16 protein-coding genes are annotated in these 16,748 nt (G+C 48.9%); 11 read left to right on the plus strand and 5 right to left on the minus strand.

Translation table 11 applies throughout. The features are described 5' to 3' along the window. The first annotated feature begins 14 nt into the window (after positions 1–14). From AACT35_RS13155 to gyrA, 6 genes are all read left to right on the plus strand, one after another. Entirely contained in the window at positions 15–1,046 is a 1,032-nt protein-coding gene (locus AACT35_RS13155; protein WP_099238149.1) for a HEPN domain-containing protein, read from the plus strand. A 64-nt stretch (positions 1,047–1,110) separates the two neighbouring features. Continuing rightward, entirely contained in the window at positions 1,111–1,347 is a 237-nt protein-coding gene (locus AACT35_RS13160; RefSeq protein WP_099238151.1) for a DUF2283 domain-containing protein, read from the plus strand. 44 nt (positions 1,348–1,391) lie between these two features. Next, a complete protein-coding gene (locus tag AACT35_RS13165; RefSeq protein WP_173867219.1) occupies positions 1,392–1,595 on the plus strand; it encodes a ribbon-helix-helix protein, CopG family in 204 nt (67 codons plus the stop codon). Next, on the plus strand, positions 1,595–1,861 hold the full coding sequence (locus tag AACT35_RS13170; RefSeq protein WP_030007578.1) for a type II toxin-antitoxin system RelE family toxin: 267 nt from the start codon (positions 1,595–1,597) through the stop codon (positions 1,859–1,861). The genes AACT35_RS13165 and AACT35_RS13170 overlap by 1 nt, the downstream gene beginning before the upstream one ends. A 348-nt stretch (positions 1,862–2,209) precedes the next feature. Then, positions 2,210–4,405 carry a ComEC/Rec2 family competence protein gene (locus tag AACT35_RS13175; protein WP_099238153.1) on the plus strand — a complete coding sequence of 732 codons (2,196 nt, stop codon included), beginning with the start codon at positions 2,210–2,212 and terminating at the stop codon, positions 4,403–4,405. Between the two features lie 159 nt (positions 4,406–4,564). After that, positions 4,565–7,174 (plus strand): DNA gyrase subunit A, encoded by a 2,610-nt coding sequence (gene gyrA / locus AACT35_RS13180; RefSeq protein ID WP_099238155.1) that lies wholly within the window; start codon positions 4,565–4,567, stop codon positions 7,172–7,174. Positions 7,175–7,234: 60 nt separating this feature from the next. Here the strand turns inward: gyrA and AACT35_RS13185 are convergent, their stop codons facing one another. The 3 genes from AACT35_RS13185 to hemE form a co-directional block, all read right to left on the minus strand. Next, on the minus strand, positions 7,235–8,191 hold the full coding sequence (locus AACT35_RS13185) for an ABC transporter permease subunit (protein WP_099238157.1): 957 nt from the start codon (positions 8,189–8,191) through the stop codon (positions 7,235–7,237). Between the two features lie 16 nt (positions 8,192–8,207). Then, the gene (locus tag AACT35_RS13190) at positions 8,208–9,134 is read right to left on the minus strand and encodes an isoaspartyl peptidase/L-asparaginase (protein WP_216820512.1); all 927 of its coding nucleotides are present in this window, start codon (positions 9,132–9,134) and stop codon (positions 8,208–8,210) included. Positions 9,135–9,301: 167 nt separating this feature from the next. Continuing rightward, positions 9,302–10,354: a uroporphyrinogen decarboxylase gene (hemE, locus tag AACT35_RS13195; protein WP_012306451.1), complete on the minus strand. Its 1,053-nt coding sequence runs from the start codon at positions 10,352–10,354 to the stop codon at positions 9,302–9,304. A gap of 103 nt (positions 10,355–10,457) precedes the next feature. Between hemE and AACT35_RS13200 the strand changes: the two genes are divergently transcribed. The 4 genes from AACT35_RS13200 (at position 10,458) to AACT35_RS15840 (ending at position 13,241) form a co-directional block, all read left to right on the plus strand. Then, positions 10,458–10,889, plus strand: a complete 432-nt coding sequence (locus AACT35_RS13200) for an FYDLN acid domain-containing protein (protein WP_099238161.1) — start codon at positions 10,458–10,460, stop codon at positions 10,887–10,889. 48 nt (positions 10,890–10,937) lie between these two features. Continuing rightward, positions 10,938–12,707, plus strand: a complete 1,770-nt coding sequence (locus AACT35_RS13205) for an ABC transporter ATP-binding protein (RefSeq protein ID WP_099238163.1) — start codon at positions 10,938–10,940, stop codon at positions 12,705–12,707. Positions 12,708–12,781: 74 nt separating this feature from the next. Further along, the gene (locus AACT35_RS13210) at positions 12,782–13,003 is read left to right on the plus strand and encodes a hypothetical protein (protein WP_062436498.1); all 222 of its coding nucleotides are present in this window, start codon (positions 12,782–12,784) and stop codon (positions 13,001–13,003) included. Then, on the plus strand, positions 12,981–13,241 hold the full coding sequence (locus AACT35_RS15840; RefSeq protein ID WP_099238165.1) for a ParE family toxin-like protein: 261 nt from the start codon (positions 12,981–12,983) through the stop codon (positions 13,239–13,241). The genes AACT35_RS13210 and AACT35_RS15840 overlap by 23 nt, the downstream gene beginning before the upstream one ends. Before the next feature lie 10 nt (positions 13,242–13,251). Here AACT35_RS15840 and dxr read toward each other — a convergent pair whose 3' ends face one another. Next, positions 13,252–14,430: a 1-deoxy-D-xylulose-5-phosphate reductoisomerase gene (gene dxr / locus AACT35_RS13215; RefSeq protein WP_099238167.1), complete on the minus strand. Its 1,179-nt coding sequence runs from the start codon at positions 14,428–14,430 to the stop codon at positions 13,252–13,254. Between the two features lie 68 nt (positions 14,431–14,498). Beyond that, a complete protein-coding gene (locus tag AACT35_RS13220) occupies positions 14,499–15,137 on the minus strand; it encodes a class I SAM-dependent methyltransferase (RefSeq protein WP_099238169.1) in 639 nt (212 codons plus the stop codon). A gap of 111 nt (positions 15,138–15,248) precedes the next feature. Here AACT35_RS13220 and dacB point away from each other — a divergent pair, with 111 nt between their 5' ends. After that, positions 15,249–16,721, plus strand: a complete 1,473-nt coding sequence (dacB, locus tag AACT35_RS13225; RefSeq protein ID WP_099238171.1) for a D-alanyl-D-alanine carboxypeptidase/D-alanyl-D-alanine endopeptidase — start codon at positions 15,249–15,251, stop codon at positions 16,719–16,721. Positions 16,722–16,748: the final 27 nt, after the last annotated feature.

The raw sequence follows: 16,748 nt of genomic DNA on the forward strand, positions 1-16,748 counted from the left end.
CAGCAAAAATCACCGTGAAGAAATATATAAAAATAGTTACACCTTTTCAGGCACCATTTAATAGTAGTGATGAATTAATAACAAAAGAATCTGAAAAAAGTATAGCTATCAACTTTGAAGATGTATGCGGAAAATTTACAATCGGCTTTTCCGATGATATTGATAATAAGCTAGTTCAAGAATTAATCAATACTGATGACTCTTCTTATTCACCGCTATGGCGTAATAGTGATGTTCGAAAATATAAATATCTTATTTTGAAGTTTGAGTTGGAATCATTTTCTAAAAAAGAATCCTACGATAAACCTGTTGAAAATTTGTGCTGTGAGGGGACAATTTTATCTGAAAATGCTTTTTCTTGGAGAGAGGTGGACTTATCAAGTACTTCAGAGTACGTTTATCGTCTCTTTATGTTGTCTATAAACTGTATTTACTTAAACAGATATGGATTTGGGCGAGGATATATTCTAATAGAAGAAAAATTTTTCTCTAGAACAGAGCCAATACAATATGTATCTATTGAAGATCATGAAGGCAATCTAAAGTTCACACTTGAAAAAATCACGCTAGAAGAAATTTGGGACTATTTACTAGAGTCGGATCTCTTTTATCTTAGTCGTAGTCATAATAATATCAATCGCGCTATCATTGCTATTTCAAAGATCCAATATGAGTCAAAAAATTCTTTTACAAATTTGATGTTTTCAATGATGGCAATTGAGTCACTTTATGCAAGAGGTCAAGGTAATAGTATTTCAAGTCAGTTACTGGATAAAATAAAACTTTTTTTAGGTAATGAATTTTTGGAAAAAGCATCATTTAGTAAAAAAAGAATCAATCGCATATATCAAATCCGGTCTAAATATATTCATGGCAACTCTGACCTTAGTTTTCCTTTTGTTGAGACAGAGTATTATTTTGATACGGAGAGTGAGATATTAGAAGCTTTTGAAGATAGTTATTTTATTCTAGTCTCAACTCTGATTAAAATCATCAAACAAAGCTTGTTTAATTTTGATTTTTGTTATTCGCTTAATAAGTATTAACTTGGTGAGGTCTGGTAGGAGCGTTAATAAAATGTAACACAATTTTTTATTTATTAATTTAAATATGCCTGTAATTAGAGAAAGCTTTAATTATTTAAAGTTTGTTCTTTTGTTACAGAATCTACCAAAGCATTCATTTTTTCTTCTCTATGATGCAGAGATAGATGTTCTTTATATTGATTTCTATAATCCTCCAATATCGAGTGATGATGATGAATTGACAGATGATGATGTGGTTATTCGGTATGGAGAAAATGATGAAGTTGTGGAGTTAACTGTTCTCCACACAGGCGATAAGTAAAAAAGAAGTTATGATAATTAATATATTTTCTGTATAAAAATACAATGCAAATCCAACTTGATGACAGTAAAACCAAAGAACTCTTGACAGAAATTGTGATTGATCTGATTCAAAATCGTCAGGAAGTTATTCGAGAAATTTTCCTTGATGCCCTTGAAGAAGTGGGACTCGGAAAAGCAATCATTGAAGGTAGACAAAATGATTTTGTGAGCGAAGAAGGGATCTTTACTTTGTTAGATGAAGAATAATGGAAATACTGTTTGAATCTCGCTTTCAAAAAGATCTCAAAAAAATCAAAGATAAAAAAATTCGCCAAAAAGCCAAAGAAGTTATTTTACAGTGTAAACAGGCCGGGCAATTAAACGAAATTAATAATCTCAAAAAAATGCAAGGCTATCAGACTTTTTATCGCATCCGGCTAGGTGATTATCGCATTGGCATTGAACTTTCGGAGAATACATTGATTTTTACCCGCTTCTTGCATCGGAAAGAGATTTATCGATTTTTCCCATAGGCCATGAAAATGGAGTGATATTTTTGGGCTACCTTGACGATCGCCTTTTTAGGGAGTCAACGGACAACCCTGGTCACGAGTGAAGGAAACAACACTATGACGCGCATAGGGTTCTGCCTTGGAGGTCTTTAGCAATGTCAATGCGGATTTTTATGACGCTCATTTGGGGATGGCTCGCGAAAATCGACGGCAATATAGAGGATGGCCCATTCTTGGTGCTCAACGGCATAGTCATTGATTCACACAAATTTTCTACTCTGAGTCCTTCTACTGTTTCCTCACTAATTCCCATGGATAAAGTCGAGCTAAGCTTGTGGGCAAGTTTTTGTACCTTTGCTTTCTTTGCCTATGGTTTTTCAGCGTGGTATCGTCCTCTGTCTTGGATATCTCATTGGTCTTGGTTTAACGGGATTTTGGGGGCCACTGAACCCGCAACCTTCTTTGCTGCAGTGGGGGTTATTGGTTGGGGCGATCGCCTTGGGGACAATCCTCGCAACAATTTTTCTTCCCCGTTATCTCTGGCAAGTGCCGCGCCGCTTCTGGCCGATGCTGGGATTGGTGATGCTGCTGGCTGTAGTTTATAGTCAAGGGCGTCTACCCCGTCCGGCGACCAATGGTCTCTACAGTCTCACCCAAAGTCAGCCCAGTTTATTACAAAGTCCCGTAGAAATCCAAGGGAAAATTTACCGCTCCATCACCACACAAGAGCCAGACAAACAACGGTTTTGGTTTCGGGTGCAAAATGTAAACCTAGGGCAAAATGTTGCTCCTCAAAGAGAAAATTTATATGTCACGTTAAGCGGAGATTTTTCTCAATTTAAGCTTGGCGATCGCCTCCAGTTGACAGGGCGTTTATACAAACCCCAACCGCCCCAAAATAAATTTGCCTTCAGTTTTCCGGATTACCTACGCCAAAACAATACTTTTCTGGGTTTTAGTGCTTGGGAAGCGGTATTAATTCGGCGAGAAGAGTCGCTCACAGAAATACTGCGCCAACGGATTCAACGGAGCCATCGGGAATTTTTACCAGACAAACCCGCTAGCTTGCTCAGTTCCATGGTGTTGGGACGTCAGACCACCAATTTAGACCCCGCAATTTATGATTTGTGGGTCAAAGCGGGCTTGGCCTACACCGTCGCCGCGTCTGGGTTTCATGTGTCGCTGTTGTTGGGGGTCGTGCTGTGGCTCCTGCGTGATCAAGAAGAGAAAACACAATTCTATGGCGCGGCAGGAACTTTACTTGGTTACGTGCTGCTGACGGGTTTCCAGGCTTCGATTCTCCGGGCGGCCTTAATGGGGATGGGGGGTTTAGTGGCCCTAGTGCTTGATCGCAAGGTCAAGCCCATTGGTCTTTTGCTAGTGACGGCAACGGTGTTGCTCCTCATTAAACCGCTATGGCTGTGGGACTTGGGCTTTCAACTCAGTTTTTTGGCCACCTTTGGTTTGTTTACGACCCTAGAGCCGCTTCAAAAAAAGCTAGATTTTCTTCCCCCAACGGTGGCAACGGCGATCGCCATTCCTATTGCCGCCAGTATTTGGACATTACCCTTACTGGCCTACAAATTTAATGTGATCGCCACCTATTCGATCCCCACCAGTATTGTGCTATCGCCCGTCATTGGCCTAGTCAGTTTGGGCGGTATGGTCAGCGGTGCTGTCGGTCTATTCATCCCAGAACTCGGTGGGGCGATCGCCTATGGGCTGGGTTGGCCTTTACGGGGGATGATTTGGCTCGTGGAACAGGTTGTGGCGTTGCCTGGGAGCCAAGCGAGTGTCGCCGCGCTACCTTTGCCGCAACTGCTTGTTTTCTATGGAGTGATGCTGTTGATTTGGCGCTCTCCCTGGGCCCAAAAACAGGCCAAGTCCCTGATCGGCGGTTTACTAATCCTTTTCGTTACAGTGCTGGTTTATCGTCACTTCAATACCACTCAAGTAACAATTTTTGGCGATCGCCAAACCCCTGTAATTGTCGCTCAAGCGGGCGGTAAAACCCTGGTAATTAATGTCGGTTCTCCTGGATTTTGGGAATATACCCTCGAACCCTTCCTGCGTCGCAGCGGCCTCAATCAAATTGATGGCTTGCTTTCCCTGACGCCCCCCGACCCCGCCGCCCAAACCGTTGATTTTTCCGGTGAATTACCCGTCAAAGATTATTTTTCACTCCCCCAATCTCCAACCGATAAGGTTACGATGCTCCGCCCCCTTGAGCCTAAGCGTATCGGCCCGATCCGCTTGCAACTCCTCCAGGAAGATTTGCATATTTTAGAAATTCGTCTCCAGGGCCAAGCCTTTTATTTGCTCAGTAAACAAACCGCCGACGCCGACTTTATCGCCCAGTGGAATCCGGCCATTCTCATTGCAAAGGCCGCTGATCTCGATTTCAAAATCTGGCAGACCCTCAAACCCCAAAAGGCGATCGCCATTGGTTCTCCCCAGGGTCATTTTTTAGCGCCCAATCGCATCGTTTACTGGAGCGAAACCGACGGCACGATTCAATGGACGCCCCGCCAGGGTCTAAGCAGCCTTGCGCCCAATCTCCCCTAGGCCCAAAGCCTTTTCCTGAGCCAGTTTATGCCCCAAAGACTGTGGTAAAATAGGAGTCTATTTGACCGAAAAAATCCAGTTAAAAAACGCAAAATAATCTTCCTTAATGTCTTTTTCTCTGGTTTTTAACCTTTTTTGACCTAGCGGAGCCGAAATCCTATGACCTCCCCCCAGGAGCGCATTATTCCCACCGATTTAAGCAATGAAATGTCACGCTCGTACCTAGAGTACGCCATGAGTGTGATTGTGGGGCGGGCGTTACCCGATGCACGGGATGGCTTAAAACCCGTACACCGCCGCATTTTGTATGCGATGTATGAATTGGGTTTGACCCCAGATCGCCCTTTCCGGAAATGTGCCCGGGTCGTGGGGGAAGTCCTCGGTAAATATCACCCCCACGGGGATACGGCAGTCTATGATGCCCTGGTGCGCATGGCCCAGGATTTCTCCATGCGAGACCCGCTGATCAATGGCCACGGTAATTTTGGCTCCATTGATAACGACCCAGCGGCGGCCATGCGTTACACCGAATGTCGGCTCCAGTCTTTAGCGACCAACGCCCTGCTGCGGGATATCGAATCAGAAACCGTTGACTTTGCGGATAACTTCGATGGCTCCCAACAGGAACCCGTTGTTCTCCCTTCTCGGATTCCCCAGCTTTTGGTGAATGGTTCTTCGGGGATTGCGGTGGGGATGGCGACCAATATCCCGCCCCATAATCTTGGGGAAATTATTGATGGGGTGACGGCGCTGATCCACAATCCTGAGATCACAATCAAAGAACTAATGCAATTTGTCCCGGCCCCTGATTTTCCGACGGGGGCACAAATTCTCGGTCGTTCGGGGATTAAAGATGCTTACATGACAGGTCGGGGTTCGATCACGATGCGGGGAGTCGCCGAAATTGAAACACTCCGTCAAAATGGTCGGGAAAAAGAAGCAATTATCGTCACCCAACTGCCCTACCAGACCAACAAGGCGGCGCTGATCGAACGCATTGCCGATATGGTCAACGATAAGAAAATTGATGGCATCTCTGATATCCGCGATGAAAGCGATCGCCAAGGAATGCGGATTGTCATCGAACTCAAGCGCGATGCTTATCCCCGTGTTGTTTTAAATAATCTGTATAAACATACGCCCCTCCAGGCCAATTTTGGCGCGAATATGCTGGCCCTGGTGAACGGCGAACCCCAACTGCTCAACCTGAAGCAATTCCTCCAGGTGTTCCTGGATTTCCGGGTGGAAGTAATTACCCGGCGCACCCGCTACGAACTGCGCAAGGCCCAGGAACGGGATCACATTCTCCAGGGATTACTCATTGCCCTCGATAATCTCGATGCGGTGATTCACTTGATTCGCCAGGCAGCGGATACGGCGATCGCCCGTCAAGGGTTAATGGACGGCTACAACCTCAGCCAAGCCCAGGCCGACGCCATTTTACAAATGCAATTGCGTCGCCTCACGGCCCTAGAAGCGGACAAGATCGAAGCAGAACACCAGGATCTGTTGCTGAAGATTACGGATCTCGAAGATATCCTCGCGCGTCGGGAACGGGTTTACGCGATTATCGAAGCAGAGCTCACCGAAATTAAGACTATCCACCAGAGCGATCGCCGCACAGAATTGGTCTTGGATGACGGCGATCTCCAGGATATTGACCTAATTGCCAATGAGCAAGCAGCTATTTTGCTCACCGAACAGGGCTATATCAAACGCATGCCTGTGGCCACCTTTGACGCCCAAAACCGCGCCACTCGCGGCAAAGCCGCCACCAAAATGAAGGAAGACGATGGCGTCGATCACTTCCTCACCTGCTGCGATCACGACCATGTGCTGTTCTTTACGGAGCGCGGCGTCGTTTATTCTCTAAGCGCTTACCAAATTCCCCAGAGTTCCCGCACGGCCAGAGGTTTACCGGCGATTCAACTGCTCCCGATCCCGAAGGATGAAAAAATCACAGCGATGCTGGCGGTGAGTGAGTTTACCGAGGATGAATACCTCGTCATGCTCACCCAAAACGGCTACATCAAAAAAACCGCCTTGTCCGCCTTTGCCAAAATTCGCTCGAACGGTCTAATTGCCATTTCCCTCGAAGATGGCGATGAACTCCGTTGGGTACGCCTCGCGCGACAGGAGGACAGCATCATTGTGGCCAGTAGTGAAGGGATGGCGATCCACTTCCAGGCCGACCATAACCAGTTACGTCCCTTGGGCCGTTCTACGAGAGGCGTGCGGGCGATGAAACTCAAATCCGATGATGACAAATTGGTGAGCATGGACATTGTGTCGTCTCAAATTACGGCGGTGATCGCCGCTGCGGATACAGCAGAAGACGAGGACGATAACGAAGAAGTCACCGAAAATGTTGACCAGGGGCCTTGGGTGATTGCCGTAACCACAAAAGGCTTCGGTAAGCGGGTGCCCGTGGGACGGTTCCGCTTGCAAAACCGCGCTGGGGTCGGCCTCCGGGCGATTAAATTCAAATCTAAGGCAGATCGGTTGGCTTCCCTGAGAATTGTCAATCCCGAAGATGAACTGATGCTCGTCACGGGGCGCGGCATTATGATCCGTCAGGCTGTGGAGTCGATTTCGCTCCAATCCCGCAGTGCTACGGGGGTCAGAGTACAACGCCTGGATGGGGATGATGCGATTGTGGCAGTGGCCCTAGTACCGCCCCCAGCAGAAGAAGACGGTTTAGAAACTGTGGATATTGCCGCCGAGGAAGACAATTTAGACATGGTGGAGGTCACAGCTGAGGAAGAATAACCTCTCCCAAGGAATAACACCCTCCGCCTACGACACCTCCCTTAAGGGAGGATTTTTTTGCTACTTAATGCGGGGGTCGAGGAAACGATAACTTAGATCGGCGATCGCATTAAAGATCACCACCAAGGCTGCATAGATAATCGTGATGCCCATGATCACGGGGGTATCGTTGCGGTTAATGGATTCAATGAGCAGCGCGCCGATCCCTGGCACCCGAAAAATTTGCTCTGTCACCAAGGCCCCTGTCACAATGCTCGGCACGTCAATGGCAATCAGGGTGACAACGGGAATCAAAGCATTGCGCAAAATATGTTTGCGGAGCACGGCAAATTCCCCTAAGCCCTTGGCATAGGCCGTCCGCACATAATCCTGGGGCAACTCTTCGAGGATCGCATTGCGCACAAACCGGGTCAAAATTGCCGTTTGGTACAACGCGAGGACGGTGATCGGCAGGATCGATTGCTGGATCTGCTGCCAAAAACTCTGAAAGTCATTGACCACCAGGGTGCTGTTGTACAGCGAGGGGAGCCACTGCAATTTCACGCTAAAGACAATGATCGCCAGCAAACCCGTGAAAAAAGTGGGTAGGGAATACCCTAAGAAAGCAAAGGTGGTGGCCAGTTGATCCAAAAGAGAGTTGCGGCGCAGGGCAGAAATAATCCCCAGGGGTAAGGCGATCGCCACACTCAAACCGTAGGCAAGACCCACCACCCAGAGGGTCGTCGGCAGGCGTTGCCAAATCAGACCCAGCACAGGACTTTTACTGGTGAAAGAATAACCCAAATTCCCCTGGCACAGCGCCCAGAGCCATTTGACATAACGAAGATAAAAGGGCTGATCCAGACCCAGCGATCGCCGGATATTTTCCCGCACCTCGGCCGTGATCGCCGGATTATTCGCAAATTCACTGAGGGGGTCTCCTGGTGCCAAGGCCAAAATCGTGAAAATTACAAAACTGATGGCGAGCAATGTCCCCAGGGCGATCGCCAAACGTTTTAGAAGAGTACGCATTACCATCGGCCTCCCCTCTTCCCTAGAGACAACCGACCCCCGGTTCCAGTTGCCATTCCAGGGTATCCCCCACAGCGGTGCCGTCGTGGTAGGCCGCCAAAAGCACTTCGCTGGTTTTTCCCCAGACAATATTGCCCTCGGCATCCAAGGCGATCGCCCCCAGATCCCGTTTATTTACCGTTGCTTCCTGGATTGATTTTTCCATGGCGGTTGGCAAACTTAAACCATCCGTGACCCGAATAACCACCTTCGCCGCAAGGCATTCGTCAATAATGTCTTCCCCAATGCCCGTGCAACTAACCCCAGCCACCTGGGTCGCATAATTTCCCGCAGGCATCGCCGAATCACTCACCCGACCAATCCGCTCTAAACCTTTCCCGCCCGTAGATGTGGCCGCTGCAACCCGACCATTGTGATCCAAGGCCACCACCCCAATGGTGCCGCGCCGCGCCATTTCATCCTCGGCGACAACCCCGGCCATACTACTGCGAAAATTTCCCTTACGTTCTTCCAGCCATTCTTCGAGGCGTAAATCGGTCAGAGGATCATGAATGGGGAGCTGTAGTAACCGCACCATCTCTGCCGCACCAACATCGGACAACACCCGATCATCTTCCGTTTGCAACGCCTGGGCCACTTCGATGGGATTTTTAATGCGGCCCACATTAATCACGCCGCTAAACTTTTGGGCCGTACCATCCATCAGGGAAGCGCTCATGCGAATTTGACCATCGGACTGGAGCACCGACCCTGTCCCCGCATTGAAACGCGGCTCATTTTCCAATAATTTTGCCCCTAGGATAACGGCTTCCACAGCACTGCCGCCCTGTTCTAAGAAGTCATAAACCTCTTGGATAATCCTGTGGAGCGACTCCCGTACGGCGATTAAGCCCCCTTTTCCCTTGAGGGAACTGCCGGCCCCACCGTGAATAATGAGTTTTGGTTGCACTGTCATCCCGCTGATTCCCCAGAATTTTTAACTAAAAGCAAACGCTAGGAAATTCTATCGAGAAATGTCGGCCCTGCCTACGGTATCAGCCCAACTCCCCAAAAAAAGCGCCCCAGGATTCGACTCTCCTAAAACGCTTTTTCTGAATGAAGGAATGGCTTTAAAACCTAGAGGAAACTCTGGACGTTCTTACAGGTTTCAAAGAAGAAGCGGACATTATCTTCAGGGGTGCCAACGAGCACGCCATGGCCGAGATTGAGAATATGTCCCCAATTGCCGGCTTTACGCACGGTGTCAATGATCCGCGCTTTGATGAAGTCCTGGGAACCAAACAGCACACCAGGATCAATATTGCCTTGGACTTTCATGTCTTTACCAAGGCGCTGGCGGGCATCGGCCATATCCACCGTCCAATCGACGCTGACGATATCGACACCGGATTTACCCATGCGCTCTAGAACACCGGCACTGCCACTGATGTACAGAATCAGCGGGAAGTCTGGGTATTTTGCTTTGACTTTGTCCACGACCCGTTTCTGATATGGCAGGGCAAACATATCGTAGTCTTGGGGACTGAGTTGGCCCGCCCAAGAGTCGAACATTTGGATCACCTGGGCCCCACATTCGATCTGGTAGCAAACATAATCGGCGATCGCATCGGCAATTTTTCCAAGGAAACTGTGCAACACAGCCGGCTCAGAAAAGGCCATATTTTTGATGATGGCGTAGTTCTTTGAACTCTTACCTTCAATGGCATAGGCAGCTAGCGTCCAGGGGGCACCGACAAATCCCAGTACCGTCGAGGCATTGCCCACTTCCTGGCGGAGGGTGCCAAGGATTGTTTTGATAAAAGGCAAGGATTCTGCCGGATCAAAGGGGGTCATGGCATCGACCTGGGCCTGGGTGCGGATCGGGTTTTCAATGATTGGCCCTTTGCTTTCGATGATGTCGAAGGGAATCCCCATCCCTGGTAGGGGAGTGAGAATATCCGAAAACATAATTACACCGTCAGGCTGGAATGCATGCCAAGGTTGGAGCGAAATTTCGATGGCGAGATCAGGATTTTCAGAACGTTCCCGGAAGCTCGGGTACTTCTCCCGCAGGTCGCGATAAATTTTCATGTAACGTCCGGCTTGACGCATCATCCAAACCGGTGTCCGCTCAACTTTTTCCCCCCGTGCAGCCCTCAATAAAAGAGGTGTATTATTGCTTTCCGACATGATTTATTAAAATAATTTTTGTGCATTTGTAAGCTTATCATCTCGGTTTGTGAAATAAACTTGAGGCACTATCGTAAGCAGTTAACAATTATTAAGAAATATTGTGAACGATCCTTTCTCTCGTAATATTCAATTCTCTTCTTCGGGCATCGGCTGTTTTTTGACCTTTATTCTGATCGCGGCGTTACTGACTTCGGTGGGCCTCGGCTGGGTTGTCAACGGGTTTATTATTCTCATTCTGCTCATTCCCGTGGCGATCGCCTTGGGGGTGGTGGGCTTCCAGTGGTGGCTCAAGCGCAATTTGGTAGAGGCAGATTGTCCGGTCTGTGGCTATGAATTTACGGGTTTAAACAATTCCATGGCCCGCTGCCCTAGTTGTGGTGAAGTGGTGCAAATTACAGAAAAGAAATTCCAGCGCCAGACCCCTGAGGGGACGGTAGAGGTGGCCGCTGTGGAAGTGGACGGGCCGCAAGGGACGGATAACGCCGACGCTAAAACGGTGGATGTGCAGGTGCTAGAGCCGGGCGAAGATTAAACAGAACAGGTTATGATCTCTTGGGTATTGGCTTGATTTTCTTTGAGTATGTCCCATCCGCTAACCCGTTTATTCCGCTATGGTAGTCGCTACCGCAAACAGATCAATTTGGCGATCGCCTGTTCCGTTCTGAATAAACTCTTTGATCTGGCACCTCCGGTGCTGATCGGGGTGGCAGTGGATACCGTGGTACAGCGGGACAACTCCTTTGTGGCCCAGTTTGGTGTCACCAGCATCATCGGTCAATTGGTCGTCATCGGCATTTTGTCTTTCCTGATCTGGAGTGCCGAGTCCATCTTTGAATATTTCTACCAACGTCTGTGGCGCAATTTAGCCCAAAAAATGCAACACAATCTCCGTCTCGATGGTTACGGCCATTTGCAGGAACTGGAGTTGGGCTACTTTGAAGAACGCAGCACCGGGGAACTATTAGCCCTGCTCAATGATGATGTGAACCAGTTGGAACGCTTTCTCGATGTGGGCGCCAACGAAATCTTGCAGGTGATCACGACAGTGATTTTGATTGGAGGCTTATTCTTCTACGCGACCCCCTCAGCGGCCTGGATGGCGATGGCGCCGATTCCGATCATCATTTGGGGTTCGGTGGCATTTCAGAAAAAATTGGCTCCCCGCTATGCCGATGTGCGCGAAAAGGTAGGGGTACTCAGCTCGCGCCTATCCAATAACCTCAGTGGCATCACGACCATTAAAAGCTTTACGACGGAGCATTACGAGCTAGAACGGCTCCGCTTTGATAGTGATGCTTATCTTCAAAGTAATGAGCGGGCGATCGCCTTAAGTGCCGCCTTTATCCCCTTAATCCGGATTGCGATTTTGGCTGGGTTTACGGCGATTCTCTTTTTCGGTGGATTGCAGGTGGAACAAGGAGCCTTGGCTGTGGGTACCTACAGTGTGTTGGTGTTTATGACCCAGCGGTTGCTATGGCCCCTGACCCGCCTGGGACAAACGATGGATCTTTATCAACGGGCGATGGCTTCGAGTAACCGGGTCTTTAATCTCCTCGACACGGAAGTGCAAATTCGTTCTGGGGAAGTAGCCCTACCCACCCATACCGTCAAAGGAGAAATCAAACTCGACAATATTTCCTTTGCCTACTTTGAGCGGGCACCGGTTTTGCAAGATTTTTCCCTCCACATTCCTGCGGGTCAAACCATTGCGATTGTGGGGGCGACAGGTTCTGGGAAAAGTACCATCGTGAAATTGCTCCTGCGTTTCTACGAAATTAACCAGGGACAAATTACCGTCGATGGCCTTGATATTCGCGATATCTATCTCAAGGATCTGCGGCGCGCCATTGGTCTAGTGAGTCAGGATGTGTTCCTCTTCCATGGCACCGTGGCCGAAAACATTGCCTACGGCAATCCCGATGCAACTCTTCCAGAAATTATCCAAGCCGCAAAACTTGCGGAAGCCCACGATTTCATTGAAACCCTGCCCCAACAGTACGACACCATCGTCGGGGAACGGGGACAAAAATTATCCGGTGGCCAGCGGCAACGCTTGGCGATCGCCCGCGCCATTTTGAAAGATCCGCCCATCTTGATTTTGGACGAGGCTACTTCTGCTGTGGACAATGAAACCGAAGCGGCGATCGCCAAATCCCTCGAAAAAATCACCCAGCACCGCACTACGATTGCGATCGCCCACCGCCTTTCCACGATCCGCCATTCCGACTGCATCTATGTGATGGATCAAGGCAAAATTGTTGAACAAGGCACCCATGAACAACTCCTTGATCGGCAGGGTTTATACTACAGCCTCTGGCAAGTCCAAACCGGAGCACGTCTAGCAGTTTAACTTCCTTGGGTTTGGGTTTTAGTCGTTCTTTTTGACTTTTATATTTTTGAAAAAATATGGAGATGTTGCCCAAAATGACTTCCCTAGTAGAAATTGAAGCCGCCATCAAAAATCTGTCTGAAAATGAAATTCGCCATCTCTCGGAATGGATTCAAGCTTATCTTGCTGAGCAGTGGGATCAGCAGCTTGAGATGGATTTCAATACAGGCAAGCTAGATCAACTGATTGCCAAAGCCGAGGCAGACATTACGAACAATCAGGTCAAAGATTTACATGCAGTCCTTCGTAACCTCTGAGTTCTGGAAAGCCTATAAAAAACTGCCACCAGAACTTCAGCAGAAGGCAAACAATACCTATCATTTGTGGCAAGCCAACCAAGATTATCCCTCCCTTCACTTTAAGAAAGTAGGCAAAAACCTATGGTCAATTCGGATTACCAATAATTATCGAGCTTTAGCCCTAAAAAAAGGGGATGATTACTATTGGTTTTGGATTGGCAACCATGCTGAGTACGAGCGTCTTATTAATTCGTGACAACGGTTAGCTAGGCCAATTGTGGCTGTAATTCAAGAACAGCTTGTCTGGCCCATTGATCTGCCTGCAAAATGTCGTCTAGGGTCGGGTTTGTCTTGTTGTCGTTTTGGTGGCGATCACAAACCTTTTCGATCAAACGAGGGATATCGAGGAATTCAATTTTTTCTTCGAGGAAAAGGGCTACAGCTTGCTCATTCGCTGCATTTAAAACCGCTGGCATCGATCCCCCTGCCCGTCCCGCAGAATAGGCCAAGTTCATGCAGGGATATTTATGGTGATCCGGCTCCCGGAAGGTAAGATCGCCCGCCTTCACAAGATCAAATTGCTCCCAATCGGTGTGAATGCGCTCAGGATAGGAGAGGGCATAGAGCAAAGGCAAACGCATATCCGGCCAACCCAACTGGGCTAAAACCGAGGTATCTTGCAGCTCGATTAGTGAGTGGATGATGCTCTGGGGATGCACCACAATGTCGATGTCGTCGTAATCTTTACCAAAGAGATAATGGGCTTCGATCACCTCTAGACCCTTATTCATCAGGGTGGCAGAATCAATGGTGATTTTCTGGCCCATCGACCAGTTGGGGTGTTTCAGGGCATCTTTAACGGTGACAGTGGCTAATTTTTCTACGGGCAGATCCCGGAAAGCGCCCCCGGAAGCCGTGAGAATAATCCGCTTCAAACCCCCTTCCGGCACACCCTGGAGACATTGAAAGATCGCGGAATGTTCAGAGTCGGCGGGCAGAAGTTTCACGCCATGTTTTTCGATTAAGGGTAAAACCACTGGCCCTCCAGCGATCAGGGTTTCTTTGTTAGCAAGGGCAATGTCTTTGCCGGCTTCGATCGCGGCAATGGTGGGTAAAAGTCCGGCACAGCCCACAATCCCCGTTACCACGCTTTCGGCATCACCATAACGGGCCACCTCGGCGATCGCCGCTTTGCCAGCGATGATTTGGGGTTGGTAATTTAAATCTTTGAGGAATGCTTTGAGTTCGGGTAAAAGGCTTTCCTGACTGGTGGCGACAATTTCCGGGTGAAACTCCCGCACCTGTTCGGCTAGGAGTTGAATATTACGCCCAGCGGCCATCCCCACCACGCGGAATTTATCGGGGTGCGATCGCACAATGTCGAGGGTTTGCGTCCCGATTGATCCGGTGGAACCAAGGATAGAGATGGCTTTAGCGTTGGTCATGATACTTGTTTGCGTGAACCCGTTTGTTGCAGACAATCATCTCATAATCGGGGCTTCGTGGGGACGACTTAATGGGCGATCACCGCTGGGATTTCCTCGCTTTTCTGGAAAATCGTCAGTAAAACACCGAACATCAAATAATGGTGCGCCACGGTTTCCAGGCCGACCCGTTCCCCCATGGCGGTTCGTTCTGCCCGGGAATAGAAGCGCAATCCCCCAGGCGAAAAGGGAAAACCATCCCCTTGGCACAATTCTCCCTTGCCATAATCCGCTAGATAAAATTGGCCCCCCGGCTTAAGCACCCGCTGCACTTCCCCTAAAACCGTTTCGGGGTGGAGATAGTGCAAAAAGCTAATCGTATTAAACGCCGCATCAAAGGTATTTTCCGGAAAAGGTTGCGCCTCGGCATTCCCCTGGACAAAGGAAAGGCGATCGCCATGGATATTTTTCCGTTGGGCCTGGGTTAACATTTCTGGAGATAGATCCAACCCCACCCCCGTTAATTCTGGATAAAGCTTGCCGAGTCGTTTAAATAATTTGCCCGTCCCACAACCCAGGTCGAGCACATGGCCATCTCTGGGGAAATCAGCATCGGTGAGTAACCGCTTATGGACAGCCTGATAAAAAGGCGTGGTCAATAAAATGTCGTAATTTCTCGCCCAGCGGTCAAAAAAAGTCTGCTTCCGTTGAAAAAATTGTTCGCTCATGGAGATTTAGCCCAAGAAAACCACAAAGATCCTTTTCGCAGTGTACCGAAGCCCACCAAAAACGGCAGTATAGTAGGACAAATGCGCCCTGACCGTTGACGAGGAGAAAAAATGGGGAAAACACAATTTCAACCGGTAAGCCAGATCCTCGCCCTGGCAAGTTTAGCAACCCTGGCTTTTAGCCCCCAAAGTCTGGCCCAATCCCAAAAGACCTGCGATCTCTCTGGCACTATTTCTCAGATTCTCCAGCGTCCAGAACAGCAACAAACCCAGTGGGGCATTGCGATCCAAGATCCCCAGACCGATAGTTTCTTATTTGAGCACCAAGCCGACACTCTTTTTGTGCCAGCCTCTAACCAAAAACTCCTCACCACTGCCGCTGCCCTCACCGACTTAGGCGCAGACTACCAATATCAGACGCCCATTTCCCTCGTTCGGCATATCCACGGAGAAGTTCGTTATTTGGTAATTGAAGGTCAAGGAGACCCGACCCTAACCACGGCAAAGCTCCGCACCGCCCTCGAAGAACTTAAAAACCAAGGGATTACGGATGTGGGAGAAGTCGTGATTATTGATAGTCCGCCATTCCAAACGCCCCATCCCACTTGGGAATGGTCTGATTTACCTTGGTATTATGCAACGGCTGTAAATCAGCTTATTCTCAATGAAAATGTTGTCACTGCCACTGTGACGCCCGGAGCCGTGGGGAGTCGCGCCCGTGTCACTTGGTCGGATGCGATCGCCGCCCGCCAATGGCAACTGGATCACCAACTTTTTACAACCCCAGAAGGCGCAACTATTCCCCCAGAACCCCGCCAAACCTATGGGACAAATAGCCTCACCCTCCGGGGAGAATTGGCCCCCGATGCACCACCAAGGCAATGGTTTTTATCGATTCCAAATCCTGGCCGCTATGCCCTCGAAACGGTACAAACCATCCTGCGCAGTCAAAACATTAGCTTCAAAGGGGGACGGGTCATCAATACCGATATCCAATCCCTACTCCCTGATCCCCTTAATAAAGAAAGCCTCCTCTACAAAATTGAACCACTCACGGCGATCGCCTCTGACCCCTTGGCTGAAATCCTCAAAACTACCAACCAAGACAGCAATAATCTCTTTGCCGAAAGTCTCCTAAAAACCCTTACTGCCGCTGACCGAGACCCAGAAACAATCTTAGAATCTATTGGGGTCAATCCTGCCACCTACCGATTGCGGGACGGCTCTGGTCTTTCTCGCCATAACCTTGTCACTCCCATGGCCTTAATCCAGACCTTGGATGGTATGCTGACCCATCCCCAGGCCAACATTTACCGCGACTCTTTGGCGATCGCCGGTCGCACAGGCACTCTCCAAAACCGCTTTCAAGATACCCCAGTCGAAAACCAATTCTTTGGGAAAACAGGCACCATGACCCACGTTTCTGGCCTCTCTGGCTACCTCGATCTACCCGATGACAGCACCTTATTGGTCAGTATTTTGGCGAACCAAACTGGCCAATCGGCTCGAATTACCCGTCAAGCCATTGATGATGTTGTCGTCGCTGTCCATGATTGGCACTCCTGTTCCACGACCCAGCCATAACCTCCGCTGTTGATCGAGTACAAGGCG

The organism is Synechococcus sp. BDU 130192 (genome assembly GCF_963876085.1).
In the GTDB taxonomy this organism is placed as follows: Bacteria; Cyanobacteriota; Cyanobacteriia; order Cyanobacteriales; family MRBY01; genus MRBY01.

Coding starts and splice junctions, on each gene's coding strand:
- AACT35_RS13170 (WP_030007578.1), top strand. CDS start 1,595: ATGGAAATACTGTTTGAATCTCGCTTTCAAAAAGATCTCAAAAAAATC.
- AACT35_RS13165 (WP_173867219.1), top strand. CDS start 1,392: ATGCAAATCCAACTTGATGACAGTAAAACCAAAGAACTCTTGACAGAA.
- AACT35_RS15840 (WP_099238165.1), top strand. CDS start 12,981: ATGCAGTCCTTCGTAACCTCTGAGTTCTGGAAAGCCTATAAAAAACTG.
- AACT35_RS13185 (WP_099238157.1), bottom strand. CDS start 8,191: ATGGTAATGCGTACTCTTCTAAAACGTTTGGCGATCGCCCTGGGGACA.
- dxr (WP_099238167.1), bottom strand. CDS start 14,430: ATGACCAACGCTAAAGCCATCTCTATCCTTGGTTCCACCGGATCAATC.
- gyrA (WP_099238155.1), top strand. CDS start 4,565: ATGACCTCCCCCCAGGAGCGCATTATTCCCACCGATTTAAGCAATGAA.
- AACT35_RS13210 (WP_062436498.1), top strand. CDS start 12,782: ATGACTTCCCTAGTAGAAATTGAAGCCGCCATCAAAAATCTGTCTGAA.
- dacB (WP_099238171.1), top strand. CDS start 15,249: ATGGGGAAAACACAATTTCAACCGGTAAGCCAGATCCTCGCCCTGGCA.
- AACT35_RS13160 (WP_099238151.1), top strand. CDS start 1,111: ATGCCTGTAATTAGAGAAAGCTTTAATTATTTAAAGTTTGTTCTTTTG.
- AACT35_RS13175 (WP_099238153.1), top strand. CDS start 2,210: ATGGTTTTTCAGCGTGGTATCGTCCTCTGTCTTGGATATCTCATTGGT.
- AACT35_RS13205 (WP_099238163.1), top strand. CDS start 10,938: ATGTCCCATCCGCTAACCCGTTTATTCCGCTATGGTAGTCGCTACCGC.
- hemE (WP_012306451.1), bottom strand. CDS start 10,354: ATGTCGGAAAGCAATAATACACCTCTTTTATTGAGGGCTGCACGGGGG.
- AACT35_RS13220 (WP_099238169.1), bottom strand. CDS start 15,137: ATGAGCGAACAATTTTTTCAACGGAAGCAGACTTTTTTTGACCGCTGG.